The organism is Micromonospora sp. CNZ285 (assembly GCF_004637285.1).
This window is the reverse complement of sequence record NZ_SPQD01000001.1, coordinates 2580777-2607194: the sequence shown is the minus strand read 5'-3', so window position 1 is coordinate 2607194 and position 26418 is coordinate 2580777. Positions and strand designations below refer to the sequence as shown.

26 protein-coding genes are annotated in these 26418 nt (G+C 72.7%); 17 read left to right on the top strand and 9 right to left on the bottom strand.

The annotated features are described in order from the left end of the window. Positions 1-2952 (top strand): hypothetical protein, encoded by a 2952-nt coding sequence (locus CLT75_RS11800; protein ID WP_135240848.1) that lies wholly within the window; start codon positions 1-3, stop codon positions 2950-2952. 141 nt (positions 2953-3093) lie between these two features. Here CLT75_RS11800 and CLT75_RS11795 read toward each other — a convergent pair whose 3' ends face one another. Next, complete coding sequence (locus tag CLT75_RS11795) at positions 3094-4284, bottom strand: DUF418 domain-containing protein (RefSeq protein WP_135240847.1); 1191 nt, start codon at positions 4282-4284, stop codon at positions 3094-3096. Beyond that, complete coding sequence (locus tag CLT75_RS11790) at positions 4281-4472, bottom strand: hypothetical protein (RefSeq protein ID WP_135240846.1); 192 nt, start codon at positions 4470-4472, stop codon at positions 4281-4283. Before CLT75_RS11790 ends, CLT75_RS11795 begins: the two co-directional genes overlap by 4 nt. A gap of 100 nt (positions 4473-4572) precedes the next feature. Here CLT75_RS11790 and CLT75_RS11785 point away from each other — a divergent pair, with 100 nt between their 5' ends. Then, positions 4573-5460, top strand: coding sequence for a TetR/AcrR family transcriptional regulator C-terminal domain-containing protein (locus CLT75_RS11785; RefSeq protein WP_135240845.1), 888 nt, complete (start codon positions 4573-4575; stop codon positions 5458-5460). 62 nt (positions 5461-5522) lie between these two features. Here CLT75_RS11785 and CLT75_RS11780 read toward each other — a convergent pair whose 3' ends face one another. The 6 genes from CLT75_RS11780 to CLT75_RS11755 form a co-directional block, all read right to left on the bottom strand. Then, positions 5523-6023 (bottom strand): MauE/DoxX family redox-associated membrane protein, encoded by a 501-nt coding sequence (locus CLT75_RS11780; RefSeq protein ID WP_135240844.1) that lies wholly within the window; start codon positions 6021-6023, stop codon positions 5523-5525. 3 nt (positions 6024-6026) lie between these two features. Next, positions 6027-6338: a S24/S26 family peptidase gene (locus CLT75_RS11775; protein WP_135240843.1), complete on the bottom strand. Its 312-nt coding sequence runs from the start codon at positions 6336-6338 to the stop codon at positions 6027-6029. 55 nt (positions 6339-6393) lie between these two features. Beyond that, positions 6394-8172 carry an ABC transporter ATP-binding protein gene (locus CLT75_RS11770; protein ID WP_135240842.1) on the bottom strand — a complete coding sequence of 593 codons (1779 nt, stop codon included), beginning with the start codon at positions 8170-8172 and terminating at the stop codon, positions 6394-6396. Between the two features lie 3 nt (positions 8173-8175). Further along, positions 8176-8658, bottom strand: a complete 483-nt coding sequence (locus tag CLT75_RS11765; protein WP_013287123.1) for a hypothetical protein — start codon at positions 8656-8658, stop codon at positions 8176-8178. A gap of 70 nt (positions 8659-8728) precedes the next feature. Beyond that, complete coding sequence (locus CLT75_RS11760; protein WP_013287122.1) at positions 8729-8965, bottom strand: hypothetical protein; 237 nt, start codon at positions 8963-8965, stop codon at positions 8729-8731. Between the two features lie 65 nt (positions 8966-9030). Then, positions 9031-11949, bottom strand: coding sequence for an AfsR/SARP family transcriptional regulator (locus CLT75_RS11755; RefSeq protein WP_135240841.1), 2919 nt, complete (start codon positions 11947-11949; stop codon positions 9031-9033). 349 nt (positions 11950-12298) lie between these two features. On the opposite strand from CLT75_RS11755, the gene CLT75_RS11750 reads away from it, so the two are divergent. The 9 genes from CLT75_RS11750 to CLT75_RS11705 all read left to right on the top strand — a co-directional run bounded on the left by CLT75_RS11750 (position 12299) and on the right by CLT75_RS11705 (position 19465). Continuing rightward, positions 12299-12757 (top strand): hypothetical protein, encoded by a 459-nt coding sequence (locus tag CLT75_RS11750; protein WP_135240840.1) that lies wholly within the window; start codon positions 12299-12301, stop codon positions 12755-12757. 24 nt (positions 12758-12781) lie between these two features. After that, positions 12782-13312 (top strand): SDR family oxidoreductase, encoded by a 531-nt coding sequence (locus CLT75_RS11745; RefSeq protein ID WP_209310313.1) that lies wholly within the window; start codon positions 12782-12784, stop codon positions 13310-13312. A 281-nt stretch (positions 13313-13593) separates the two neighbouring features. Next, positions 13594-14040, top strand: coding sequence for a hypothetical protein (locus CLT75_RS11735; RefSeq protein WP_135240839.1), 447 nt, complete (start codon positions 13594-13596; stop codon positions 14038-14040). A gap of 838 nt (positions 14041-14878) precedes the next feature. Continuing rightward, positions 14879-15181 carry an urease subunit gamma gene (locus CLT75_RS11730; RefSeq protein WP_073827834.1) on the top strand — a complete coding sequence of 101 codons (303 nt, stop codon included), beginning with the start codon at positions 14879-14881 and terminating at the stop codon, positions 15179-15181. Continuing rightward, positions 15178-15573 carry an urease subunit beta gene (locus CLT75_RS11725; RefSeq protein ID WP_135240838.1) on the top strand — a complete coding sequence of 132 codons (396 nt, stop codon included), beginning with the start codon at positions 15178-15180 and terminating at the stop codon, positions 15571-15573. The genes CLT75_RS11730 and CLT75_RS11725 overlap by 4 nt, the downstream gene beginning before the upstream one ends. Next, the gene (locus CLT75_RS11720; protein WP_135240837.1) at positions 15570-17273 is read left to right on the top strand and encodes an urease subunit alpha; all 1704 of its coding nucleotides are present in this window, start codon (positions 15570-15572) and stop codon (positions 17271-17273) included. Before CLT75_RS11725 ends, CLT75_RS11720 begins: the two co-directional genes overlap by 4 nt. Next, entirely contained in the window at positions 17273-17965 is a 693-nt protein-coding gene (locus tag CLT75_RS11715; RefSeq protein ID WP_135240836.1) for an urease accessory UreF family protein, read from the top strand. Before CLT75_RS11720 ends, CLT75_RS11715 begins: the two co-directional genes overlap by 1 nt. 88 nt (positions 17966-18053) lie before the next feature. Further along, positions 18054-18725: an urease accessory protein UreG gene (gene ureG, locus CLT75_RS11710; RefSeq protein ID WP_167796897.1), complete on the top strand. Its 672-nt coding sequence runs from the start codon at positions 18054-18056 to the stop codon at positions 18723-18725. Continuing rightward, entirely contained in the window at positions 18725-19465 is a 741-nt protein-coding gene (locus CLT75_RS11705; RefSeq protein WP_135240834.1) for an urease accessory protein UreD, read from the top strand. Before ureG ends, CLT75_RS11705 begins: the two co-directional genes overlap by 1 nt. A gap of 8 nt (positions 19466-19473) precedes the next feature. On the opposite strand, the gene CLT75_RS11700 is transcribed toward CLT75_RS11705, so the two are convergent. Next, positions 19474-19938 (bottom strand): MarR family transcriptional regulator, encoded by a 465-nt coding sequence (locus tag CLT75_RS11700; RefSeq protein ID WP_135240833.1) that lies wholly within the window; start codon positions 19936-19938, stop codon positions 19474-19476. A 96-nt stretch (positions 19939-20034) separates the two neighbouring features. On the opposite strand from CLT75_RS11700, the gene CLT75_RS11695 reads away from it, so the two are divergent. The 6 genes from CLT75_RS11695 (at position 20035) to urtE (ending at position 26321) form a co-directional block, all read left to right on the top strand. After that, entirely contained in the window at positions 20035-21117 is a 1083-nt protein-coding gene (locus CLT75_RS11695) for a substrate-binding domain-containing protein (protein WP_135240832.1), read from the top strand. 402 nt (positions 21118-21519) lie between these two features. Beyond that, positions 21520-22764 (top strand): urea ABC transporter substrate-binding protein, encoded by a 1245-nt coding sequence (gene urtA, locus CLT75_RS11690; RefSeq protein WP_209310312.1) that lies wholly within the window; start codon positions 21520-21522, stop codon positions 22762-22764. Positions 22765-22841: 77 nt separating this feature from the next. Next, positions 22842-23729 (top strand): urea ABC transporter permease subunit UrtB, encoded by an 888-nt coding sequence (urtB, locus tag CLT75_RS11685; protein WP_135240831.1) that lies wholly within the window; start codon positions 22842-22844, stop codon positions 23727-23729. Further along, positions 23726-24856: an urea ABC transporter permease subunit UrtC gene (urtC, locus tag CLT75_RS11680; protein WP_135240830.1), complete on the top strand. Its 1131-nt coding sequence runs from the start codon at positions 23726-23728 to the stop codon at positions 24854-24856. Before urtB ends, urtC begins: the two co-directional genes overlap by 4 nt. Beyond that, the gene (gene urtD, locus CLT75_RS11675) at positions 24853-25629 is read left to right on the top strand and encodes an urea ABC transporter ATP-binding protein UrtD (protein ID WP_135240829.1); all 777 of its coding nucleotides are present in this window, start codon (positions 24853-24855) and stop codon (positions 25627-25629) included. The genes urtC and urtD overlap by 4 nt, the downstream gene beginning before the upstream one ends. Beyond that, complete coding sequence (gene urtE, locus CLT75_RS11670; protein WP_135240828.1) at positions 25629-26321, top strand: urea ABC transporter ATP-binding subunit UrtE; 693 nt, start codon at positions 25629-25631, stop codon at positions 26319-26321. The genes urtD and urtE overlap by 1 nt, the downstream gene beginning before the upstream one ends. Positions 26322-26418 lie beyond the last annotated feature (97 nt).

The window sequence follows — 26418 nt, the reverse complement described above, 5'->3', positions numbered from 1 at the left end:
ATGCCGGACGACGCCGTGCAGCGCGGTCCCACCAGCTCGCCCGACAAGGAGCCATTCGTGACCACACCAGGCAGCAACCCCCACCCCCGCAGACGCCGTCGGCTACGCCTGCTCGCCGCCGCCTCGGCCCTCCTGACCGTGCTGGCCGCGCCCGTCGCCGCCGCCGCCCGGCCCGACGAGCCGGCCGGGCGGGCCCCGGCGCCGGCCGGAGCCGCGGCCGAGGACGGCCTACGGGCGGTCTCGCTACCCGGGCTGACCAAGCCCACCTACAAGCTCACCCTGATCACCGGCGACGAGGTCACGCTGGCCCGGACCGGTGGCCGTTACACAGTCACCGCCGTCCCGTCGGCACGGGCCGACGGCACCCGCCCGACGATCGACGTCACCGTCCGGACGGGGCCGGGCGGAGCGGACACCATCCTCCACGCCGTGCCGAGCGACGCGCAGGCGCTGGTAGCCGGCGGCGTCGTCGACCGTAGGGTCTTCGACCTGGGCTGGCTCGCCGGCCAGTCGGAGCGTGGCGGCGGCAGCCCGCTCGCCGTCACCGTCAAGTACGGCGACCGGCTGGACAAGGCGGCGCTGGACAAGCGGGTGTCGGGCCTGCCCGGCGCGGAGACCACCGCGAGGCACCCGGACGACGGCTCGGTCGACCTGCGCGTCGAACCTCGCCGGGCCGCCGCCTTCTGGGCCGCCGTCACCGGCGAACAGCGGGGCGGGCTGAGCAGCTACCTCTTCGACCGGGCCACTCCGAAGCTCGCCGGCGGCGCGGTGGCGATCTGGCCCACCGGGCTCCGCTCGGCCAAGGCCGGACCGCAGACCGACACCGGGCAGCCGAAGTACCGGGTCACCCAGATCGTCAAGCGGCAAAAGGGCGAGCGGTTCTACTGCGACAGCCGCCTCATGACCATCTGCCCGCTCGGCGGATTCATGCTCGCCCAGGTCGCCGGAGCCGCGGTCGGGACCGGGTACGAGTCGGTCAGCGCGCGGTGCCTGGACCAGGATCCCTGCACCACGTTCGAGGTGACGTACGAGGTGCCGCCCGGCACCTACGAGTCCGGCGGTTACGCGACCTTCCGGATCGACGGCCGGGAGCAGCACCTCAACCTGGAACTGCCGGAGTTCGAGGTCGCCGGGGACACCACCATCACCCGCGACGGCGACGCGGCCCAGCAGATGACGGTCGGCACCCCGCGACCGACCGAGACGTTCGTCGGCTCCCGGATCACCTTCCGCACATTCAGCAACGGCGCCGGCGGTGGCGTCCTCAGCTTCACCGGCTACAGCAACTCCAGGTTCTGGGCCATCCCCAGCGCCCCGGTGACGGTCGGCACCTTCCACCTCGGGGTCAACTGGGTGCTCGGCAAGCCGATGCTGACCATGGCGGCCACCGCCCCCGAGCGGCTGGCGCTGACACCGACCCTGCCGATCGACTGGTACAAGCGCCCCGGCTTCGAGGTGGTGCGGTTCGACGGCCGGCAGACGGTCCAACTGGTCGACGGCGGGCTGGGGCGGGACGCCGACCTCCGGCGGATCGACGCCCGGGGCAAGCTCGTCCTGCTGCGCATCGACGCCGACAAGCCCGCCGGCGGGCAGTGCCGCGTGGGGCCCGCGCAGCTGACGCGGGCGCGGGCGGCGGGCGCGGTCGGCGTGCTCGTCGACCCGACCTCCACAGGCGGGCCGTGGGCCACCACGACCTGCCTGCTGCCGGTCGAGCCGGACTGGTGGTACCACGAGACGCAGGAGGCCGCCGACATCCCGTACGCCTCCATCCCGCTGGCACAGGCCGAGCGGCTGCGCGGCCTGCTGCGCCGCGGCCCGGTGAAGCTCGATGTGTCGGGCTACGACTCGGTCAGTCCGTACGTCTACGCGCTGCACGTCTACCAGGAGGGGCGGATCCCGGCCTCGCTACACACCGAGCTCACCGACCGGCAGCTCGCCACGGTCGACACCGCGCTCCACGGCACGCGGGCGGAGCCGGCCAGCATGATCTACTCGGCCTTCCGGCCGAACGAGACCGCAGTCGCCGGAGTCTTCCACGGCTACGTCACCGACAGCGTCCGGTTCACCACCTACCGCGGGCCGGTCTCGCCCGACCTCGTGCGGAACCAGTTCTACGAGCCCTCGGGTTCGCAGCCCGGCGTCCGCACCATCGACGTCATCGACCGGGCGGGACCGGCCACGGCGCGGTGGGCGGCGCGGCCCCTCGTGCCCGGGCCGCCGGAGCTGTCGCCCAAGATCTTCCGCACCCAACCCGGCAAGTGGGAGGGCGACTGGTCCACCGAGATCTGCGCCTTCTGCCGGCAGGGCGACACGTTCTACCCGATCACCTACCTGGTCTCCGGGACGGAGCCGGGACACCTCATCGGTTCGTACGTGTTCGAGCCGACGAACGTGCACATGTACGCCGACGACGGTCGGGAACTGCCCCAGGGCAGCTCCACCGTGTGGGGTCCCACCTACGAGCTTCCGGCCGCGCCCGGGCGCTACCGGATGACGGCCCGGACCGCCGACGGCAGGACCACGACGGAATGGCGGTTCACGTCCGCCACGCCGACGCGGAACGAGTCGCCGCAGGGGTTCAAGTGCGTCGAGGGATCGGGCCGGCCGTGCCACGCCGACCCGCTGCTGTTCCTGCGGTACGACGCGGGCGCTGACCTCGGCGACGCGGTGAGCGCACCCGGCCGGCACCAGATCAGGGTCGCCGCGTACCACCAGGTGCCCGCCGCGCCGGCGGTGAAGAGCCTGACGGTGGCCGTCAGCACCGACGGCGGGGTCACCTGGCGGCAGCTCCCGGCGACCGCCCGGGGCGGCGGAAACTACACCGTGAGCTACCAGGCCCCACGCCTGGCCGCCACCACGGGCACGGTCAGCATCAGGGCCAGGGCGGAGGACGCCGCCGGCAACACCGTCGAGCAGACCGTCCTCGACGCCTTCCGCCTCACCGCGCGCTGACGCGCTGTCGGATCCGCCGGGCACGTCGCGGACGTGCCCGGCGGGCCGGCACCCCCGGCCTCCAGCACGGTGACCGCCGACGACGAGTCCGGCCACGCAGCGCGCGGCCGGGCTCGTCGATCTGCTCGGCGGCCGGAGTGGCTATCGCCGCAGGTCGGGCCAGCGGCGGTGGGTCCATGCGCGCAACGCCCACTCGACGGGGCCGTACCGGAACCGCCGCATCCACCACGCGCTGGTCGCCACCTGCACCGCGAAGATCGTCAGTGCGATCAGCAGCGTCTGCGCGGGCGACGTGTGGCCGGCCAGGCTCAGCCCGACGCCGGTGAACACGAGCACGCAGAGGAGTGACTGGCCGAGATAGTTCGTCAACGCCATGCGTCCGGCGGGCGCCAGGGCGTCCGCGACGCGCGGTCGCCGGGTGAACAGGCGCAGCAGGGTCGCGGCGTAGGCCGCGGCGAGGAACGGCGCGGTGACGGCGCTGACCATCAGCCCGGTCATGCTCGCCGAGCCGCCGCCGACGGCGAACACGGCGGCGCCGGCGAGGCCGACCGGATAGCCGACCCGCTCGCAGCAGCGCAGCAGGTTCTCGTGGGTGGGTACGGTGGCGAGCATCCGGTGCCTGCCGGCGGCGAGGCCGACCAGGAACGCGGCGAAGGCCAACGGCCCCTGCACGGCGAGCGCGCCGAGCATTGCCGGCAATGAGCGCAGGTGCTCCAGGACGACGTCACCGAGCCCGCCGCGTAGGGCCTCCGTCGAACGCGCACCGGCGGCGATCGCGGCGGCCTCGTCCGGGACCACCGTGGCGCCGAGGACCGCGGCCAGACCGATCACGGTCGCGACCACGCCCACGATGACCGCCGCTGCGAGCAGGGCGGCGCGCGGTTCGGTCCGCCGAGCGGCGAGCAGCACGAGACCGAGCAACGCGTACGTGCTGAGGATGTCGCCGTGGTACAGCAGCACCGCGTGCAGCGCCCCGAGCACGAACAGCCCGGACAGCCGGCGCAGGAACGACGGGCCGAAGGGCAACCCACGCCGGGCCGCTGAGTCGAGTTGCAGGGTGAAGCTGTAGCCGAACAGGAATGAGAACAGCAGGTACGCCTTCATCGCGAACAGCAGTTCCGCCGCACCTGCGACCAGCCGGTCGACCGTGCCGTGCGCCGGATCGTCGACCAGGTGGAACTCGAATCCGGAGCTGAAGTACCACACGTTGGCCAGCAGGATGAACAGCAGCGCGATCCCGCGCAACGCGTCCACGACGTTGATCCGGGCGTCGTCGTTGTGGGCGGCCACACCGCGGGTGCGGCCCTGCCGGTCAGGTCGGAGCGCACTCATGACGCCGAGCCTCCCGCGACCACCACGAGGGGCACGCGCCGCCTCTTCGTCGCGGCATCTCGGTGGCCGTCGGCTCGGTGCCGTCGGCGAACATCCCCCGGGGCGAGGTCGACGGCGACGCCGTCGAGCGCGGCCGCCGGGTCGTCGTAGGTCCTACGCTCCGGGTCCAGCTGCACGAGATCAGTCATGGTGTACACCGTACGAGTGCACTACGAGGAGCAATAGTGAGGCTGTCCCCCGTATTCGCTCTCGGGGTATCGTCACTGCACTAGTGCACGGGAGGTTGCTGTGGAGGAACCGCCGTACCGCCGGATCGCCGCCGATCTCGCCGGCCGGATCGCGTCCGGCGAATTCGCCCCCGGAACGAGGATCCCGTCGACGAGGCAGCTCATAGCCGAGTACGGGGTGGCGATGGCGACCGCGACGAAGGTCCTGGCGACCCTGCGCGAGCGGGGTCTCGTCGAGCCCGTACGGGGCGTCGGCACCGTGGTGGCCGCCGCCGGTGTGGGCAGAGCACCCGGCCCGGACCGTACGCAGGTGGTCGCCACCGCCGTGGCCACCGCCGACGCCGAGGGGCTGCACGGCCTGTCGATGCGCCGGCTCGCCGGTCGGCTCGGCATCCCGACGATGGCGATCTACCGGTACGTGGCTGACCGGGACGAGCTGGTGATGTTCATGATCGACAAGGTCATGGCCGACAATCCGCCCCCGGCCCTCACCCCGGAGCGCGACGGCTGGCGGGCCTGCCTCGAGGCCATCGCCCGGCTGCAATGGGCGATGTACCGTCGGCACACCTGGCTGGCCGAGGCGGTCTCCTTCACCCGACCGCTGCCGGCCCCGCACGCGATGGTCCATACCGAATGGATGATGCGTGCCCTGGACGGACGCGGGCTCGACCTGAACGCACAGTTCACGGCGGCGGTGACGGTGGCCAACCACGTTCGCGGCACGGCGGTGAACCGGGCCGAGGAGGCGCAGGCCGAGCAGGACAGCGGCCTGACCGACGCCCAGTGGTTGGAGGCCCAGGAAGGACGCATCGGCGCGGTCCTGGCCGACGGGCGGCTCCCGCTGCTGGCCCGCTTCATCGCCGCCGACGACGGGGTCTGGAACCTGGACACACTCTTCGAGTTCGGCCTCCAGCGCCTCCTCGACGGCCTCGCCCCGCTCCTGCGGTGACGGCCTCCGCCTCGCGCGCGGCCACGACGACCACCGGGATCCGGGCGACCGGAACCTGCGGGTCACGTGCGGCTGGCGGCGCCGAACAGGTAGCGCAGCTCGTCCAGCATGACGACCAGCACGCCGACGGCCAGCGCGGCGACGCCGGCCAGGACCGCCTCGCCGGGGCGTACCGCACCGGCCGGTGCGAGCGCGCCGGCGACGGCACAGGCGACGAGGAACGCGTTGCGCCACACGTGGTGCCGGCCCAGGGGCGCGGCGGTGCGGCCGAAGCAGCGGCAGGTGCCGCCGCCGCGCCGCAGGTTCGCGACGATGGCGGCGCTGAAGGCGAGCAGCAGGGCGCCCGAGGCGAGGAACCCGGCCAGCGGGAACACCGCCAGCAGGACCACGGCGGTGAACTCGGCGGCGACCACGGCCGCGGCGAGCGGACCGGCGGGCCGGTAGCCCATGTCGCGCACGGAGCGCGTGAACTCGCGGTAGGCGTCGCGGCCGGAGACCTTCCCGACCGCCGCCGCCAGCAGGACCGTGCCGAGCAGCACCCGGCACCCGATCTCGACGTACATCTGTCATCGCCTCCCTCTGGCCACGCCGAGGACCGCCTCGGGTGGCACCGCCCCGAAATGCCGCGAGTCCTGGCTGTGGGTGTTGTCGCCCCGTACCGTCACGGCGCCGTCCGGTTCGACCCGGTGCACCCGTTTGACCATCCACGTCAGGTCCGAGGCGGGGACGACGTCGCGGGCCCGGAAGACGACGAGGTCACCGACGGCGGGCGCCCGGCCGACGCGGACGATGAGCCGGTCGCCGTCCCGCAGCGTCGGCGCCATGCTCTGCCCGCTTACCACCACGAGGCGCCAGCGGCGGCGCAGCCAGCCGGTCATGTCGCCGCCAGCCGATGGCCGTCGGCCCGGCGCCGGCGTCGGCGCGGCCGGCCGGTCATGTCGCCGCCAGCTGGTAGCCGTCCGCCTGGAGGCGGAAGAGCCGGGCGTACTCACCGTCGGCCGCCATCAGCTCGTCGTGCGTGCCCGACTCGACGACGCGCCCGGCGTCCAGCACGACGATGCGCCGCGCGTCGCGCAGGGTGCTGAGCCGGTGGGAGATCAGCAGCCCGGTGCGGCCGTGGCGGATCCGGGTCAGCGAGGCGTGCACGCGGGTCTCGGCGTCCGCGTCGAGCCCGGAGCTGGGCTCGTCCAGGATGAGCAGGTCGGCGTCGGCGCGCATCAGGGACCGGGCGAGTGCGACCCGCTGCCACTGCCCGCCGGAGAGCGTCACGCCGGGCTCGCCGTCCTGGCCGGCGAAGGTGCGGCTGAGCAGCGTGGCGTACCCGTGGGGGAGTGCGCGGAGGCGGTCGTGGATCTCGGCGCGCGCGGCGGCCTCGGCGACCTGCTCGGTCGTGTGCGGCAGCCGGCCGATGCCGACGTTCTCCTCGGCGGTGAGGTCGTAGCACATGAAGTCCTGGAACACCGCGCCCATCCGCCGGCGCACCGTCTCGATCCGCAGCTCGCGCAGGTCCACCCCGTCCCACGTGATCCGGCCGCGGTCCGGGTCGTAGAACCGGCAGAGCAGCTTGACCAGGGTGCTCTTGCCGGCCCCGTTGAGTCCGACGAGCCCGACGGCCTGCCCGGCGGTGATCGTGAGGTCGACGCCCCGCAGGACCCAAGGGCCGTCCTCGTCGTAGCGGAACCACACGTCCTCGAACCTGATCGCGGTGCGCAGCGGCGGCGCCGGCAGGGTCCCGTCGACCAGGTCGGTGGGGCTGTCGAGGACGGCGACGTAGTGCCGGAACAGCCGCATGGCGGCGCCGGCCTCGCCGAGCTGGGCGGCGATGCCGGCCAGGCCGCTGTGCGCCGCGGTGAACGCGGCCAGCAGGAGGGTGAGGTCGCCGAGGCTGAGCCGGCCACGGACCGTGGCGTTCACCGCGAACACCGTCGCGGTGAGGGTCACCGCGGCGCCGGCCAACGCCCAGCACGCCTGCACCGTCGTGGTGTGCCGGGCGGCGGCCAGCTCGATCCGGGCGGCCGAGCGCACCGCACCGGTGAGCCGGTCGTGGAAGAACCGGCCGAGGTGGTAGAGGCGCACCTCCCGGGCGGCGCGCAGGTCGGTCAGCACGGTCTGGAACAGGAACCGGGCCCGGAACAGGCTGGCGCTTTCCTCCACGGCCCGCGCGGTCCGCCGGGACAGTCGCAGTTGGATGAGGAAGTCGGGCACCGCCACGGCGAGCAGGAGCAGACCGGCCGGCGGCCAGAGGGACGTCAGGATCACGGCGAAGCCGCCGATGGTGACGACGTTCTGGGCCACGTCGACCGCGAACATGACGACCACGTACGGCGCCTGGGTGGCGGCCTGCTGGGCCAGCGCCAGCCGGTCGCGCAGGGCCGGCTGCTCGAACGGGCCCAGCCCGACGAAGGTGTTCAGTTTCCGGTACAGCCGCACGTCGGCGGCGATCGTGATCGCGTTCTGCAGGGCCGTGGTGAAGTATCCGGACACCCGGCTGGCGATCGCCGCCAGCGCGCCCAGGACGGCGATCGCCACGGCGTACCAGGTGGCGGTTGACGGGTCGGCCGAGCGGCCCCTGCCGACCTCGTCAAACAGCAGCTTGGTGAACCACGCGACGCCGATCGGGGGCGCCGCGCCGATGACGACGAGGGCGACCGTGGCGGCGAGCGCCCTGCGGTCCGCGCAGCCCAGTCGCAGGGCGGCTCGCAGCGTGGCCACGTCTCAGGCCAGGACCGGAAGCTGGTGGCTGGAGTTGACGACGACGCCGTCGACGACCGACAGCACGGCGGGGAAGCCCTTGACCCCGAACTCCTTCTCGGCCTGGTCCTCGTTGATGGTCGCCGTGTCGAAGTCGGCCAGGCGGGGCGCCATCTCCACCGTGTCCTCCGGCATGCCGATCATGAACACGAAGGTGTCGTGGCGGTAGCGCCGGGCGTCGACGGTGAGGGTGTCCAGGATGGTCTGGCACGGTGGACAGGTGGGGGTCAGCATGACCACCGTGCGCCGACCGGCGGTCAGGTCGACGTGCGGGAAGCCGGTGACCTCCAGGCCCGGGGCGGGCAGCACCTCGGGGGCGGCCCCGCCGTCGTGGGCGGTGGCGGTCTGCGTCTCCCGGAGTCGCCGGGCGAGGGCCAGGGTCAGGACGAGGTTGAGCACGGCGACCGCGCCGATCACGGCGATGGCGGCGTAGGCGAAACCCGGCATGGGAACTCCTCAGCGAGTCAGCGGGGGGTGGGGGCCGCGCCGGCGGCGCGGCCCCCGAGGATGAGCCAGGTCAGCAGACGCCGACCTTCTTGGTGTAGCAGATCGGCGACGACGTCGTGACCGAGCACACGCCGGTGCAGGACAGGGTGCTCCGCCGGTAGTAGCGGAAGTACGAACCGCCCGAGCAGTAGCCGTTGGACACCGCGCAGCACGACTGGCCGTGCTCCGGCACGCAGGCGCCGGCCACCTCGCGGCCGAGCACCTTGCTGAGCATCGCGTCGCCGACGCGGTTGATGAGCTTGGTCATGGCAGACCTCCTTGGTGGGTGACTGCCATCACTGTGCTGGGTGCCGCTGCGCGCGCCCTGCGCTCCTACTGCGCGCCGGCTGCGCTCCGCCAACGCGTCAGCGATTCGCGCAGGTCGTCGACGTACGCGGAGTCGAAGTGCTCGAAGATGCGCAGCGCCTCCTCGCCCAGCGCGACGGCCCGGTCGTGCCTGCCGAGGGTGGCCTGCGCCCGCGCGAGCAGGTGCAGCGAGTTCGCCAGCGGGAACGGCTGCCCGACGCCGCGCAGCATCGCCACCGAGCTCTCCAGCTCCACCACCGCCCGGTCCGCGTCGCCCTCCTCGAGGTGCGCCTTGCCGAGCAGCCGCCGGGAGATCGCCTCGCCCCACTCGTGACGCAGCTCGTGGAACGCCAGCACCGTACGCCGCAGCAGCCGCCGTGCCGCCTCGCCGTCGCCGGCCGCGAGGTGCGTCGCGGCCAGCGCCTGCTCGGCCGTGGTCACGCTCATCCGGTCGCCGAGCCGGCGCGCGGCGGCCACCGCCTGCCGAAGCTGCTCCACGGCCGGCGGCCACTGCTCGGCGTGCCGGTGCAGCAGCCCGATGGTCTCCCGCGCGAGCGCCTCGCCCCACAGGTCGCCGTCGTCGACGAAGACCCGCAGGGCCGCGGCGCAGGCGTCGAAGGCGAACGGGGAGGTGAGCCGGTACTGCCCGTGCTGCATACCGAGGGCCAGCAGCACGTGCCCGCCGACGCGGCCGACCGGCCAGTGCGCGGCGCACAGCCGCACCATCACCAGCAGTGCGGCGTCCGCCTCCCGCAACCTACCGAGGTGGCGGCAGCACAGCGAGTAGCCCTGCAGGGCGACGAGGCGGTGCGCCACCCACCGCCCGCGGCCGGCCCGCTGCGCCGCGCGCAGCAGCGGCACGGCTTCGGCGTGCCGGTTCAGCGACCGGTACGCCGTGCCCAGGTGCAGCCACAGCGACATCCGGGTCGCCGACGGCAGCTCGGCGTGGCGGTCGAGCACGGCGCGCAGACAGTCGACCAGCTCGGGCAGGTGTTGGCTGCGCATCGTCGCGAAGTTGCCCATCGTGCAGGCCAACCGCCCCGCCAGGTCGACGGCGCCCAGCCGCAGCAGATCCTGCACCGCCGCGACCAGGTTCTCCCGCTCCGCCTCGAACCAGTCGACGGCCTCCCAGGCGTCGAGCGCCGGCCCCGCGTCGGCCACCGGCAGGGCCCCGCAGGGCAGCGACGCGTCGGCCCGCTCGGCGTACGCGTGCAGCCGTGCGTACCAGGCGACGACCTCGTCGACGGGGACCTCGGTGCGTTCCCGGGCGACGAGCCTGACCAGGTCGTGCATGCGTACCCGGCCACTGGCGTCGTCGGTCAGCAGGTGGGCCCGGCACAGCTGCTCCAGCAGCGGCTCGGTGGTCTCGTCCCACATGCCGAAGCTGCGCAGCGACGTGCGACTGAGCACCGCGAGGAGCCGCGCGGCGGGCTGCGGCAGCCGCTCGAACCCGACGGTGAAGCTGCTGCGCACGTCGAGCCCGTCGAGGGAGAGTTCGTCGAGGCGGCGTCGCTCGTCGCGCAGCCGCTCGCGCAACCGCGCCACGGTCATCGCCTCCCGCTCGGCCAGCCGTACGCCGGCGATTCGCAACGCCAGCGGCAGGCGACCGCACAGCTCCACGACGTCGGCGGCGGCCCCGGCCTCCCGGTCGACCCGCTCGGCGCCGGCGAGCCCGGCCAGCAGGTCCAGGCCGTCGTCGATCGGCAGCACGTCGAGCGGGACGACCTCGGTACCCGCCAGCCCCGGCAGCGCCCCCGTGCTCGTGACGACAGCGCTGCCGCCGGGCGGCAGCAGCGGACGTACCTGCGCCGCGTCCGCCGCGCTGTCCAACATCACCAGCAAGGTCTGGTCGGCGAGCACGGAGCGGTACAGCGCCGCGCGCTCCTCGGCCGCCGCCGGGATGGCCTCGCCGGCCACGCCGAGGGCGCGCAGGAACGCGCCGAGCACCGTGCCGGGCCGCGCCGGTTCCGGGGTGTTGCCGCGCAGGTCCGCGTAGAGGCACCCCCCGGGGAAGCGGTGCCGGCTCTCGTGGGCCGCGCGCAGCGCCAGCGTGGTCTTGCCCGTTCCCGCCAGCCCGGTCACGACGATCACCTGGGCGACCCCGGCGACCGTCGGGGTGCGCCCCAGCAACGACAGCAGCAGCCCCAGCTCCTTCTCCCGCCCGACGAAGTCACCGGTGACTCCGGGAAGCTGGTTGGGGCGCACCCACGCCCGCGAGGGCGTCTCCTGCTCGCTGCCGAGGATCTCCCGGTGCAGTTGCCGCAGCTCCGGCCCCGGGTCGATGCCGTGCTCCTCCGCCAGCACCCGGACCCCGGCCCGGTACACGGCGAGCGCCTCCGCCTGTCGGCCGCTGCGGTGCAGGGCCACCATCAGCTGGCCGCGCAGCCGCTCCCGCAGGGGTCGGTCGCGGACCAGCGTGGTCAGCTCCGGCACGAGTTCCCGGTGCAGACCGAGCGAGAGCAGTGCCTCGGCGCGCAGCTCTGTCGCGTGCTCGCGCAGCTCACGAAGCCGATCGCGCTCGTACTCGACGAGCCGCGACCCGACGTCGACGAACGCCTCGTCGCGCCAGCGCGCCAGCGCCCGGTCGAGCAGCTCCACGGCGCGGCGGGGATCGGCGGTGGCCGCGGCGGCCCCTACCTCGGCGGCGAACTCCGCCGAGTCGACGACCGCCACGGGGTTCAGCTGGTAGCCGGGCGAGCGGGTGAGGATCAGCTCCGGCTTCGCGCCGCGGCGGACCGAGGCGACGACCGCCTGGACCCGGTTGCGCGCCCCCGTGGGCGGATCGTCCGGCCAGAGCCCGTCGATCAGGCGGTCGACGGAGACGATGCGCCCGTGGTGGGCCGCCAGGCTCGCGACGAGTGCCCGCTCCAGCGGGGCGAGCGACACGGCCACGCCGTCGACGCTCACCTCGATCCGCCCGAGGATGCCGATCCGATACCCACGCACCGCGCAAAGCTAGCGCGGTCTGCGCCCTTTGTGACCGGACGTCCGGGACGCCCTCGGCGCGGAAAGCGCTGGTCACGACGTTACGACGCGAAGATCGTGACCAGAGCCACTGCCGGCCCCGGTCGCGAGGTGGCCGGTCCGGCGCGGTCACCGCGACGCAACCCCCACGCACTGTGCCGACCGGGTGTCATGCCGGGTCGGCGTCCCGCGTACCGGTGCGGCGACAGGGTCGTAGCGCGAGCCGTCGTCGGGACGCCTTGCGGCGCCGGCGATCTTGGAGTTCGTCCACTGTGGGATGATGGCGGGCCGTGCGCGCGGTCTCCGCGCGCCAGAGCAATCGGAGGTACGGGTGCGCGGATCAGCGCGACGACTGGCCGTCTCGATCGTTGCCGCGACCGTCGCGGCGATGGGGCTCGCCTCGCCCGCTTGGGCGGCGACGAACCCGTTCACCGCGGCGCAGGCGTGCAACAACGACTTCGGTGGCTCGTGGGCCTACGCGAGTGACGGCCACCGGTCGATCAACGCCTCCGACGGCACGAAGGTGGGCGACGTCTACCTGTTGTACAACGGCGCGACCGGCTACAACTGCGTCGTCACCCTCAAGCGGGTGGCCGTCGGCTCGACGACCGGGCTGGCGGCGGGCATCCGGGTGGAGGGCGGTTCCTGGGTCGAGGACTCCGGGAACTACAAGTACTACGCCGCCATCCAGCGCTCCGCCGTCGACAAGTGCGTGATGTACCGCGGCGAGGTCATGTACTTCACCAGTTGGCAGGTCGCCGGCCGGTACAGCTGGGGCAACTGCGGCTGAGTTCCCGCGACGGGGCCGCCCCGGTTGTCGTCGTGGGGCCGCCGACGGCGGCGAGCCGCGTCTCGCCCGGCACCGATCCTGGCGGAGTCGTGGGCTGGTGGAGCGGCTGCTCACCCTGCTGCCCGAGGCAAGATCCAGGCCGCGTTCTCCGCCAAGGTCGTCGCCCCGCTGCTGCTGGCCAAGCACTTCGCCCCACGGATGCCTGCCGACGGATCGTTCCTGTTCTTCTCCGGCATAGTGGGCTGGCGGCCCAAGCCCGGCACCGTCGTCAAAGGTACTGCGAATGCTGCCCTGGTCGGGCTGGTCACTCACCTGGCCGTCGAGCTCGCGCCGCTGCGTATCAACGCCATCGCGCCCGGCATCACCGACTCTGGCACCTGGGACCGGCTACCGAACGAGCGTCGCCGTGCCTTGTACGACAGTGCCGCCGCGGCCTCCCTTGCAGGCAGGGTCGAGACGCTCGAGGACGTCACCGACACCGCCCTGTGGCTTTTGAGTGCGGGATGGGTAACGGGCGAGACGGTCCACGTCGACGGCGGCGCCCGACACCGCTGATCCTGCAGATCCCAGCCCGTATCCGGCACGCCCGCGTACGGCCCGTGATCAGCCGGGGCAGCAGGCGGGTGGTGCCGGCGTCCCAGAACACGGTCTCCAGCACAACTTCTCGCGGGGGCGCCGCAGCGCCACGCCGCCCACTACTGGTGACTACCACTGGGTCGGCTCCCGTGACGGGTTCAAGGTTTGCGCAAGGTCCTCGTCAAACCGGCGCCGCGAGACTCGAGGCACTCGGCACCACACCGAGGGGCCGAAGCGGGCGAAGCAGAGGAGTGCGACGGATGACACGAACCCTGGCGAGACGGACTCTGCTGCCGATGGCAGCAGCGCTGACCGCGATCCTGACCATCGCGAACCCGGCGGCGGCTGTCGACGACACCTGGCATCTCTACACGGCGGACATCAGGCTTGGTGGTGTGGTCGATTTCATCGACTACGGCCCCGGCGCGCCCGGCGGCGGCGACAACGACGACTACCTCCAGATCCGCGACCTCACCGCGGATGGTCACGGGGTGCAGGTCTGGGCCTGGCTGAACGGGAAGTACCTCGGCACGAAGTACAACGGCAACGGCGCGGGCAGTACGGTGATCTACGACCCGTACTCGATCTTTCCGAACAACGTGGCGAAGGGCGAGATCATCGGGCTCAAGATCTGCCTGGTCGACGGGGTCGACAACCTGATCTCGTCGACCTGCACAACGGACACCCGGGTCAGCGCAGATGGCTGACGACTCCTGATGAGAGCACCCTTTCCGTCGGAACGACGTGCAGGCATCCGTGCGGGATGGACGGAGGGTGGTTTTCGTAGCCGGGGGGTGTGATCCCTTACGGCTACTCGTCCGACGACGCCTGAGCCGGTCGGTCCCGACGACGGGTTGGAATCAGACGGTGTAGGCGGTCACCCCGCATCCCTTCCGGATGCGCGCTCGTGCCGCAGACGACGCCGTCCCGGTGTAGCCAATCCGGCCCACCACACCCGTGGTGGTCGGGACGCTCCCCCGATCGCCAGCCTGGCGACGTGCGGTGAACGGGCTGGCGGGCCATCAGAAGGGTTGGGCCGGCGCCGCCCCGCCGTGGAAGTGCGACGCGGGCGGTGCTGGCCCCGGGTGCCGGTCAGGTGTTGTGCAGGGTACTCCTCGCGCAGCGTGCGGGACGTGCCTGACGGGCTGTCGATGAAACCGGCGTCGATCGACGAGTCCACAGTCTCAGGTTCGAGGACAGCGGTCATTACTCCCCAACGCTCGTGGCATCGGTTGGTCGTCGCGCACACACCCCGACCCCGACCACGACGCCGGCACAGCTCGATCCCTCATGCCGAGCACACTGTTGCCCCCGCCGGTGGCGATCCTCTACGGTCGGCTGAAGCGGTGGGCGGTGCGGTCCGCATCCGACCGACACCGCCGGGAGCCCGTCGCGCGGGCCGGGATGGTGGAGTCCCGGACCACCCCATCGGCGGCGTCGCGGCGGTCGTGTGACTCCGGCTCGTACTCCGGGTGGTGCTGCCCGGCGCGGCTCCGCGCGGAGCCGACGGCGAGCGGGCCACGCCGATCCCCACCGGAGAATCCCGTGTTCCTCAGCCCGCACGAGCAGGACCGCCTGCTCGTCCACGTCGCGGCCGACGTCGCTCGCCGCCGCCGCGAACGCGGCCTGCGACTCAACTATCCCGAAGCCGTCGCGATCATCGTCGCCTTCCTGCTCGAAGGGGCCCGCGACGGACGGTCGGTGGTCGACCTCATGTCCGCCGGCCGGACGGTGCTCGGCCGCGAGGACGTCCAGGACGGCATCCCCGAGATGCTGAGGGAGGTGCAGGTGGAGGCGACGTTCCCGGACGGTACCAAGCTCGTGACGGTGCACCACCCGATCCCGTGATCCCCGGGGAGATCCTGCCGGCGGCCGGCACGGTCGAGATCAACGTGGGTCGGCCGGTGACCACGGTGGTCGTAGTAAACACCGCCGACCGTCCGGTGCAGGTCGGCTCGCACTACCACTTCGCCGAGGCCAACCCGGCCCTGACGTTCGACCGGGCGGTCGCCTGGGGGCAACGTCTCGCCGTTCCGGCGGGCACCTCGGTCCGGTTCGAGCCGGGCGTGAGCCGCACCGTCGAGCTGGTCCCGCTCGGCGGCGCACGCGTCGTACCAGGTCTCCGCGGCGAGTGCGCCGGGCCGCTGGACGAAGCGCCACCGACCACGCCGGAAACAGACGCGCCGACGAATGGGGCGCCGGCGAGCGGGGCGCCGACGACCGACGGGCCGGCGCGGTGAGCGCCGTGCGGCGGGACCGCTACATCGACCTGTACGGGCCGACCACCGGCGACCGCATCCGGCTGGCCGACACGAGCCTGCTGATCGAGGTGGAGACCGACCACTGCGTGGGCGGCGACGAGGCGGTCTTCGGCGGCGGGAAGGTGATCCGCGAGTCGATGGGCCAGTCGCGGGCGACCCGCGCCGAGGGCGCGCTCGACACCGTCATCACCGGTGCGGTGGTGCTCGACCACTGGGGCGTGGTCAAGGCCGACGTGGGTCTGCGCGACGGGCGGATCGTGGCGCTGGGCCGGGCCGGCAACCCGGACACCATGCCCGGCGTCCACCCCGAGCTGGTCATCGGCCCGGCCACCGAGGTCATCGCCGGGAACGGCCGGATCCTCACCGCCGGCGCCGTCGACACCCACGTGCACTTCATCTGCCCGGAGATCGTCACCGAGGCGCTGGCCAGTGGCATCACCACGCTCGTCGGCGGCGGCACCGGCCCGGCCGAGGGCACCCGGGCCACGACTGTCACCCCGAACGCCTGGCACCTGGCCCGCATGCACGAGGCGCTGGACACGCTGCCGGTCAACGTGCTGCTGCTCGGCAAGGGCAACACCGTCTCGCAGGAGGCGCTGTGGGAGCAGTTGCGCGCGGGCGCGGGCGGTTTCAAGCTGCACGAGGACTGGGGCACCACACCGGCGGCGATCGACGCCTGCCTGCGGGTGGCGGACGCCTCCGGGGTGCAGGTGTCCATCCACACCGACACCCTCAACGAGGCCGGTTTCGTGGCCGACACGCTGCGGGCGATCGCCGGCCGGGCCATCCACTCGTACCACACGGAGGGCGCGGGAGGCGGGCACGCGCCGGACATCATCACGGTGGCCGGCGAGCCCAACGTGCTGCCGTCGTCGACCAACCCGACCCGGCCGTACACCGCCAACACCCTCGCCGAGCACCTGGACATGCTGATGGTCTGCCACCATCTCAACCCGTCCGTGCCGGAGGACCTGGCCTTCGCCGAGAGCCGCATCCGACCGTCCACCATGGCCGCCGAGGACCTGCTGCACGACCTCGGCGCGATCTCCATCATCGGCTCCGACGCGCAGGCGATGGGCCGGGTGGGCGAGGTGATCCTGCGAACCTGGCAGAGCGCGCACGTCATGAAGGAGCGGGTCGGCGCGCTACCAGGCGACGGCGCGGCCGACAACCACCGGGCCCGCCGGTACGTGGCGAAGTACACCATCTGCGCGGCGATGGCGAACGGGCTGGACCGGGAGATCGGCTCGGTCGAGCCGGGCAAGCTGGCCGACCTGGTGCTGTGGGATCCGGCGTTCTTCGGCGTACGACCGCACCTGGTGCTCAAGGGCGGCATGATCGCGTACGCCCAGATGGGTGACGCCAACGCGTCCATCCCGACGCCGCAGCCGGTGCTGCCGCGCCCGATGTTCGGCGCGTACGGCGCCGCGGCGCCCGCAACCAGCCTGGCGTTCGTCGCGCCGGCCGCCCTCGACGCCGGGCTGCGCCTCGACGTGCGGCGACGGGTGGTGCCCGTCGCGGACGTGCGCTCGCGGGGCAAGGCCGACCTGCCGGAGAACGACGCGATGCCCCGGATCGAGGTGGACCCGGACACCTTCACCGTGCGGATCGACGGTCAGGTGGTGGAGCCGGACCCGGTGACACGCCTGCCCATGGCCCAGCGGTACTTCCTGTTCTGATGGCGACGTCGAGCCTGCTCCTGCTGCTGGCCGACGGCCGCTTCCCGGCCGGCGCGCACGCCCACTCCGGCGGCCTGGAGGCCGCCGTCGCCGCCGGCCGGGTCACCGACCTGGCCACGTTGGAGGCGTTCCTGGCCGGCCGCCTGGCCACCGCCGGGCTGGTCGGTGCGGCGTTCGCGGCGGCGGCACACCGGGCGGTGACCTCTGCCGGTTCCGCCGTACGCGGGTCCACGCTGGCGTTGCTCGACGCGGAGCTGGACGCCCGGACGGCGGCACCGGCGCTGCGTACGGTGTCCCGTCGCCAGGGACGGGCTCTGCTGCGCGCGGGCCGGGCCATCTGGCCGGAGGCGTCCTTCGACGACCTGCCCTCCACACCCGGCGGAGCGCACCAGCCGTTGGTGCTCGGGCTGCTCTGCGCCGCCGCCGGCCTGAGCCGCGCCGAGACCGCCACGGTCGCCGTCCACGCGACGGTGACCGGTGCGGCCAGTGCGGCCGTACGCCTGCTCGGCCTCGACCCGTACCGGGTCCAGGCCCTGCTGGTCGGTCTCACCGCCCGGTGCGACGGCACCGCCGCCGCGGCGGCCCGGGCCGCCGACGACCCACCCGAGCGGCTGCCCGCGGCGGCCGCGCCCCTTGCCGACATCCATGCCGAAGCTCATGCCACCTGGGAGGTGCGTCTCTTTGCGTCCTGACACCGTTGTGCCGACCGCTGCGCCCACTGCCGGCCGGAGTCCCGCCCCGCACGACGAGACCGTTCCGCACACGCACCCCGAACCAGGGGTGGACCCGCATCCGCCGCTGGCACTCCCCGGCCGGGCGCTGCGCGTCGGCATCGGCGGGCCGGTCGGGTCCGGCAAGACCGCCCTGGTGGCGGCCCTGTGCCGGGCGTTCGCCGGCGAGCTGCGACTCGGCGTGGTCACCAACGACATCTACACGACCGAGGACGCCGACTTCCTCAAGCGGGCCGGCGTGCTGGACCCGAACCGGATCCGCGCCGTGGAGACCGGCTGCTGCCCGCACACCGCCATCCGGGACGACATCGGGGCCAACCTCGACGCCGTGGACGAGCTGGCCGAGGCGGTCGGCCCGCTGGACCTGGTGCTGGTCGAGAGCGGCGGGGACAACCTGACCGCCACGTTCAGCCGGGGCCTGGTGGACCGGCAGATATTCGTGGTCGACGTGGCCGGCGGGGACAAGGTGCCGCGCAAGGGCGGACCCGGGGTGACGTCCGCCGACCTGCTCGTGATCAACAAGACCGACCTGGCCCCCATGGTGGGCGCGGACCTGGCCGTCATGGACCGGGACGCGCGGGCCCGGCGCGGCGACCTGCCGACCGTGTTCCTGTCGATCGTCGGCGACCCCGCGGCGGGGCAGGTCGCCGACTGGATCCGCCACGAACTGGCCCACCACGCGGCTCTGCACCCGATCGCAGCGCGGGTCGGCCCGGCCTGATGCGCGCGCACGCCCGGCTGGTGGCCCGGGCCGACGGCCGGGGCGGCACGGTCCTCACCGAGCTGCGCGGCGAGACGCCGCTGCTGCTGCGACAGACGCCCGGCAGCGGTCGTGTCGCGACCGTGTACGTCGTCGGCGGGGCGGCCGGCCCGCTCGCCGGCGACGACCTGCGGCTGGAGGTCGACGTGGGACCGGGGGCGGCGGTGCGGCTGCACACCGTCGCCGCCTCGGTCGCCCTGCCCGGCCGGCCCGGCGTCGCGTCGCGGATGGCGGTCCGCGCCGTGGTGCACGACGGCGGCGCACTGCACTGGCTGCCCGAGCAACTGGTCGCGGCGGCCGGCTGCGCCCACCTCGCCGAGTCCCGGGTCGAGCTGGCCGCCGGGGCGAGGCTGACCTGGCGCGACGAGGTGATCTGCGGCCGGTACGGCGAGGCGCCGGGCAGCGCTGTCGTCCACACCCGGGTCGACTACGACGGCCGGCCGCTGCTGCGCCAGTCGCTGGCAGTGGGACCGGGCGCGCCCGGCTGGGCCGGCCCCGCGGTGCTCGGCGGCGCGCCGGCCACCGGGTCGCTGCTGGTGGTGGATCCGTCGCTTCCCTCCGAGCCCGCGACGGTCGAGGGCACCCTCGCCCGGCTGCCCCTGGCGGGGGGGCCGGCGACACTGTGGACCGCCACCGCCCCCGACGCGCACACGCTTCGCGCCCACCTCGACGGCGAGCCGCTGCTCACCGAGGTGGAGTGAGACGAGGGTCAACGGCGAAGGCCGGCCGCATCGGCGTCGTCGCGGCGACCCGCCGGGTCGAGCCGGGCGATCAGGTCGGCGAGGTGGTCGAGCAGGACGGTGTCGGCCGGTACCCCCGCCTCGGCGAGGCTGGTCCGGACCCGCTCGTCGAGGCGGGCATGCTCGCGGCGGCCCCGGGTGGTCAGGTAGGCCCGGATACGCCGGCGGTCCAGCGGGTCGATCCGGCGGAACACCAGGTTGCGGTCGACGAGCTGGTCGACCAGCTTGGTGAGGGTGCCCGGCGGCAACGACGCCTCGGCGGACACCTCGCTCATCGGATGGCCCTGACCGTCGGCGAGCAGGCAGAGCACCCGCCACGCCTCGGTGGTCAGGTCGTCGTCGGCCAGAACGGCGGCCAGCCGGCGGGAGAGCAGCCGTTCGGCGCGGGTGAGCGAGCGCAGCAGATCGGCTGGCGCCCCGGGCACGTCTGACATGGAACTCCCTGGGCCGGTGGCCTTGTCATGGTAGCGACTCGTCCCGGTCCGTGGAGAGCTGTGGTTTTCCCACGTCGGCCGGGCAATCATGGGCTCATGTCCGCGCCGGCCCCGCCGTGGCTCACCGTCGATCGGGCCGTGGTCAGCATCGCGCTGGTGTATCCGATGCGCGGGCCGGCAGGAATGTTCGGCCCGACCTGCGAACTCTGCGCCCAGCTCGCGGTCGAGGAGATCAACGCCGGTGGCGGGGTGCTGGGCCGCGAGGTGCGGCTGGTGCCAATCGATGGTGGCGCCCCGCCGGCTGAGGTGGCCGCCCAGGTGGAGGCGCTGGTGTCGGTGGGCGCCGTGCAGGGCGTGACCGGCTGGCACATCTCCTCGGTGCGGCAGGCGATCGCACCCCGGGTCGCGCACCGCGTGCCGTACGTCTACACCGCCCTGTACGAGGGCGGTGAGCGTACCGAGGGGGTCTATCTGACCAGCGAGACGCCGGACGCCCAGCTGTGGCCCGCGATGCGGCTGCTCGCGGGGGAGCAGGGCGTGCGCCGCTGGTTCGTGGTCGGCAACGACTACGTGTGGCCCCGGCGCACCGCGCGGGCGGCCCAGCGGTACGCGCTGCGCGGCGGTGGCCGCGTGGTGGGGCAGGCGTTCCTGCCGTTGGAGACGCACGACTTCGACGACGTGTTGCGCCGGATCGAGCGCAGCGCGGCCGACGCGGTGGTGATGCTGCTCGTCGGCGCGGACGCGGTGCGGTTCAACCGGGCGTTCGGGCGTGCCGCGATGGATCAGCGCTGCCTGCGGCTGAGCACCCTGATGGACGAGAACATGCTGCTGGCCAGCGGGGCGGGCGCGACGCGGCGGCTCTACAGCACGGCGGGTTTCTTCGCCGGCCTCGTGACGCAGGAGAACCTCGACTTCCACGGCGAGTTCGCCCGCCGGTTCGGGGTGGAGGCGCCGCCGCTGGGCAGCCTGGGGGAGTCCTGCTACGAGGGCGTGATGCTGCTCGCCGCCCTGATCGGGCAGGCCCGCACGCTCGACGTACGGGCGATCGAGACGGCTGCCGACACGGTGGCGTACCACGGGCCGCGCGGTCGGCTGCAGCTGCGTCGACGGCACGTACGTCAGCGGATCTACCTGGCCGAGGCCGACGGTCTCGACTTCACAGTGCTCGCCCAGATCTGACCGTCCGATGCAGACCCTTGACACATCCACCCGGCCCGGCCCTAAGATACTTCCTGCGTGAAGTATCTACCCCCGGGGTGGATACCGCGAATGTCTGTCCACCGTCGGCGGAATCTGTTCGCCGACCATTGTGGTGGCAATTCTTCACCGAATTAGTCGCGGCTGAAACCGTCTGACGTGCGACGGTGTCGGCCGTTGTGGCATGCGTTCTCTCCGAGGTCCCGGGAAACAGTCAATTAAGGACTGGGAAACGTCCGCGCAATCATGTCGGTCAACGCTTTGCGTGCCCGTAGCCGATGCGATGACCATGCGCGACGTCCACCCGTCGACCTCGGCATCGCCAACTCCACCGGACCGCACCGACCGTCCTTTCGCTACTTGAGTGCACCGCAGGGAGATTAGATGTCAGTTCTTTGGGGCCGCCGCATCCTGGCGGGTGCCATGATCCTCGTCGCCGCGGCGGCCATGACCGCGTGCGGCAGCAAGACCAGTGACGAGGGCGGCGCGGCCGGCGTCACCGCCGACGTCTCCGGCGACACCGTCAAGGTGGGCCTGCTCAACTCGCTCTCCGGCACCATGGCGATCAGCGAGGTCACCGTCCGCGACTCCATCATGCTCGCCGTCGAGGAGATCAACGCGGCCGGCGGCGTCCTCGGCAAGAAGATCCAGCCGGTCGGGGAGGACGGCGCCTCGGACTGGCCCACCTTCGCGGAGAAGGCCGAGAAGCTCATCTCCGAGGATCGGGTCGCGGCCGTTTTCGGGTGCTGGACGTCGGCCAGCCGCAAGGCGGTCAAGCCGGTGTTCGAGAAGAACAAGGCGCTGCTGTTCTACCCGGTGCAGTACGAGGGTCTGGAACAGTCGCCCTACATCTTCTACACGGGCGCGACGACCAACCAACAGATCGTCCCCGGGCTCGACTACCTCAAGGCCCAGGGAACGAAATCGGTCTACCTGGTCGGCAGCGACTACGTCTTCCCGCGGACGGCCAACAAAATCATCAAGGCCTACGCGGCGGCGAACGGGATGACAGTGGTCGGCGAGGACTACGCGCCGCTCGGGTCCACCGAATTCGGCACGATCGTCAACAAGGTCAAGTCGTCCGGCGCGAAGGCGGTCTTCAACACGCTCAACGGCGACAGCAACGTGGCGTTCTTCAAGGAGTACAAGTCGGCCGGGCTGACCGCCGCCGCGATGCCTGTGGTGTCGGTGTCCATCGCCGAGGAGGAGGTCAAGAGCATCGGCACCCAGTACCTGGAGGGTCAGCTGACCGCCTGGAACTACTACCAGACCACGCCCGGCGCGGCGAACGGCAAGTTCGTGGCCGCGTACAAGGCGAAGTACGGCGCGGACAAGCCGACGAGCGACCCGATGGAGGCCGCCTACGTCAGCGTCTACCTGTGGAAGGCGATGGTCGAGAAGGCCGGCGCGTTCGACGTCGAGAAGGTCCGCGGCGCCTCCGACGGAATCACCTTCGACGCGCCGGAGGGCCTGGTCACCGTCGACGGCAAGACCCAGCACATCGCCAAGACCGCCCGCATCGGCAAGGTCGGCGCGGACGGCCTGATCACCGAGGTGTGGAACTCCGGCAAGCCGATCGCACCGGACCCGTACCTCAAGACCTATCCGTGGGCGAGCGGCCTGAGCTGACGACGCCGGCCCCGGGCGGGCACCGCGACGACGCGCCCCCGCCCGGGACCCCGACCAGCAGGACGGGAGTACCCACCGTGACAGTCCTCTTCGGTCAACTCTTCACCGGCATCAGCATCGGCGCGGTGCTGCTGCTCATCGCGCTCGGACTGGCGCTGACCTTCGGCCAGATGAACGTCATCAACATGGCGCACGGCGAGTTCATCATGGCCGGCGCCTACACCACGTACGTGCTGCAACAGAGCATCACCGGCGCCGGCCTGTCGCTGCTGGTCGCGCTGCCGGTGGCGTTCGTGGTCGCCGGCACGATGGGGGTGCTGCTGGAGGTCCTGCTGATCCGCCGGCTCTACGCCCGTCCCCTCGACACGCTGCTGGTCACCTGGGGCGTGTCCCTGATGCTGCAACAGCTCGCCCGGGACGTCTTCGGCAGTCCGAACGTGCAGACCCGCGCGCCGGACCTGCTCACCGGCAACGTAACCCTGCCCGGCGGCCTGACGGTCGCCAACAACCGGCTGTTCATCCTGGCCCTGGCCCTGGCCGCCGTCGCCGCCCTCACCCTGGCGCTGCGGTTCACCCCGTTGGGGCGCCGGATCCGCGCGGTCGTGCAGAACCGCGACCTCGCCGCGGTGTCCGGCATCCCCACCGCCCGGGTCGACCGGACCACCTTCTTTCTCGGCTCCGGCCTGGCCGGGCTCGCCGGGGTGGCGCTCACCCTTCTCGGCCCGATCGGCCCGACCATGGGCACCAACCTGATCATCGACGCCTTCCTGGTCGTCGTGGTCGGCGGGATCGGTCAGCTCAAGGGCAGCGTGATCGTCGCCTTCGCCCTCGGGGTCCTCCAGGCCACCGGGGAGTACCTCACGACCCTCAGCGTCGCCAAGGTGATCGTCTTCGTGGCGATCGTCGCGTTCCTCCAGTGGCGGCCACAGGGCCTGTTCACCCTGCGGACCAGGAGCCTCGCATGACCGCCGTGACACCCGCGCCGCCGAGCACCGCCGGCGCACCGGCCCCGGCCGACACCGCACCTGGAAGCCGGCCCGGTGGCCGGTCCCGGCTGCGCGCGGCGGCGGGGTTCGCGTTCGGCGCGGCGCTGCTGTTCGCCGTCGCGCCGCTGGCGCTGTCGGACTTCCGGCTGGCCCTGCTCGCCAAGTACCTCTGCGTCGCCATGGTGGCCGTCGGCATCGGCATCGCCTGGGGACGCGGCGGCATGCTCACCCTCGGCCAGGGCGTCTTCTTCGGCCTGGGCGGCTACGCGATGGCCATGCACCTCAAGCTCGCCGACGCGGGTCCCGGTGGGATGCCCGACTTCATGCAGCTGTACGGGCAGCTCGACGAACTGCCCGTCTGGTGGCGGCCGTTCGCCAGCCCGTGGTTCGCGCTGCCGGCCACGGTGCTGCTGCCGATGGCCGTCGCCTTCGGACTCGGCTCACTGGTGTTCCGCCGCCGGGTGCGGGGCGCGTACTTCGCCATCCTCAGCCAGGCGCTCGCCGCCGCCATGGTGATCCTGTTGATCGGCCAGCAGGGGACCACTGGTGGCACCAACGGGCTCACCGACATCCAGGGCTTCTTCGGTTACGACCTGGACGACCCGGTCAACCAGCGGATGGTCTACTTCATCATCGCCGGCGTCCTGCTCGCGCTGCTCGCGCTGGCCCGCCAGCTCATCCACAGCCGCTACGGGGAACTGCTGGTGGCGGTGCGTGACAGCGAGGAGCGGGTCCGTTTCCTCGGCTACGACCCGGCGTCGGTCAAGCTCGTCGCCTACGTGGTGGCGGCGGGCATGGCGGGCCTCGCCGGCGCGCTGTTCGTGCCGGCGGTGGGCATCATCTCGCCCGCCCTCATCGGCATCGTCCCGTCGATCGAGTTCGTCATCGGTGTGGCGGTGGGCGGCCGGGCCACGCTGCTCGGGCCGGTGCTCGGCGCGGTGGCGGTGGCCTGGGCGCGTACCGCCCTCTCCGAACGTTTCCCGGGCACCTGGACGTACCTGCAGGGTCTGCTCTTCGTGGTGGTCGTGGCGTTCCTTCCCGGCGGCCTGGCGTCGCTGTGGGCATTGGCCCGCCGCCGCGCCGAGCGGGCGGAGGTGCACCGATGAGCGGCGACCGGCTGGACGGGCTGTCCGTCCGTGACGTGCGGGTCAGCTTCGACGGCTTCACCGCGGTCGACGGCGTCTCGCTGGAGGTGCCCGCCGGTGACATCCGGTTCCTGATCGGGCCGAACGGTGCCGGCAAGACCACAGTGGTCGACGCGATCACCGGTCTGGTGCGGGCCACCGGCTCGGTGCGCTTCGGCGACCAGGAGCTGCTGGGCCGCCCGGTGCACCGGATCAGCCGGCTCGGCGTCGGCCGGACGTTCCAGACGTCGACGATCTTCGAGGAGCTGTCGGTCGTGCAGAACCTCGACATCGCCGCGGGCGCCCGCCGGAGCTGGGCCACCCTGGCCCGGCGCCGGCGGGGGATCCCCGACGAGGTGGCCGCCGCGCTGGAGACCATCGGGCTGACCGGCCGGGCCGACCAGCTCGCCGGCACGCTCGCGCACGGCCAGAAGCAGTGGCTGGAGATCGGCATGCTGCTGGTGCAGGACACGCGGCTGCTGCTGCTCGACGAGCCGGTCGCCGGGATGAGCCACGAGGAGCGCGACGCCACGGGCGTCCTGCTGGAGACGGTGAGCCGGGACCGCACGGTGGTGGTGATCGAGCACGACATGGACTTCCTGCGTCGCTTCGCGCGCACCGTCACCGTGCTGCACGCGGGGAAGGTGCTCAGCGAGGGCACTGTGGCGCAGGTCCAGGCGGATCCGCGCGTGCAGGAGGTCTACCTCGGCCACCCGGTGGACGCCGGGCCGGTCCCCAGCGGTCTGGAGGCATGATGCTGACCCTGCGTGGGGCGCACGCCGGATACGGGCGTTCCCGGGTGCTGCACGGTGTGGACCTCGCCGTCCCGCCCGACGGGGTGGCCGCGGTGCTCGGGCACAACGGCGCCGGTAAGAGCACCCTGCTGCGGGTCGCGGCAGGCCTGCTGCGACCGACCGCCGGCACCGTCGAGCTGGACGGCGAGGACGTCACGCGTCTCGCGCCGCACGAGCGGGTGGCGCGCGGCATGGCGTACGTCCCGCAGGGCCAGCAGTGCTTCCCGCACCTGACGGCGGCGGAGAACCTGCGCCTCGTCGCCGACGCCCGGCGCGACGGCCCGGTGGCGACGGCGGAGGTGCTGGACCTGTTCCCGGCGCTGCGTCCGCTGCTGCGGCGGCGGGCCGGGCTGCTCTCCGGTGGTCAGCGTCAGCAACTCGCCATCGCCCGCGCGTTGATCACCCGGCCGCGGCTGCTCATGCTCGACGAACCGACCGAGGGCATCCAGCCGTCGGTGGTCGCCGAGATCCAGGAGCGGATCGTCGAGCTGACCCGGCAGTCCGGCTTCAGCGTGCTGCTCGTCGAGCAGCACCTCGGGTTCGCGCTGCGGGTCGCGAACCGCTACCACGTCCTCGAATCCGGCCGGGTCACCTCGCACGGCGACGGGGGAGTCACGGCGGAGCGGGAGGTACGCGCGGCCCTCGCGGTCTGACCCGATACGCCGGTATCGATTTACATTGACAGCCGTCTTTACTAACATCGTGGCTGGGAGTCGCCATGCGCTGCTGGGCAGCAGTGCCGTCCACCCC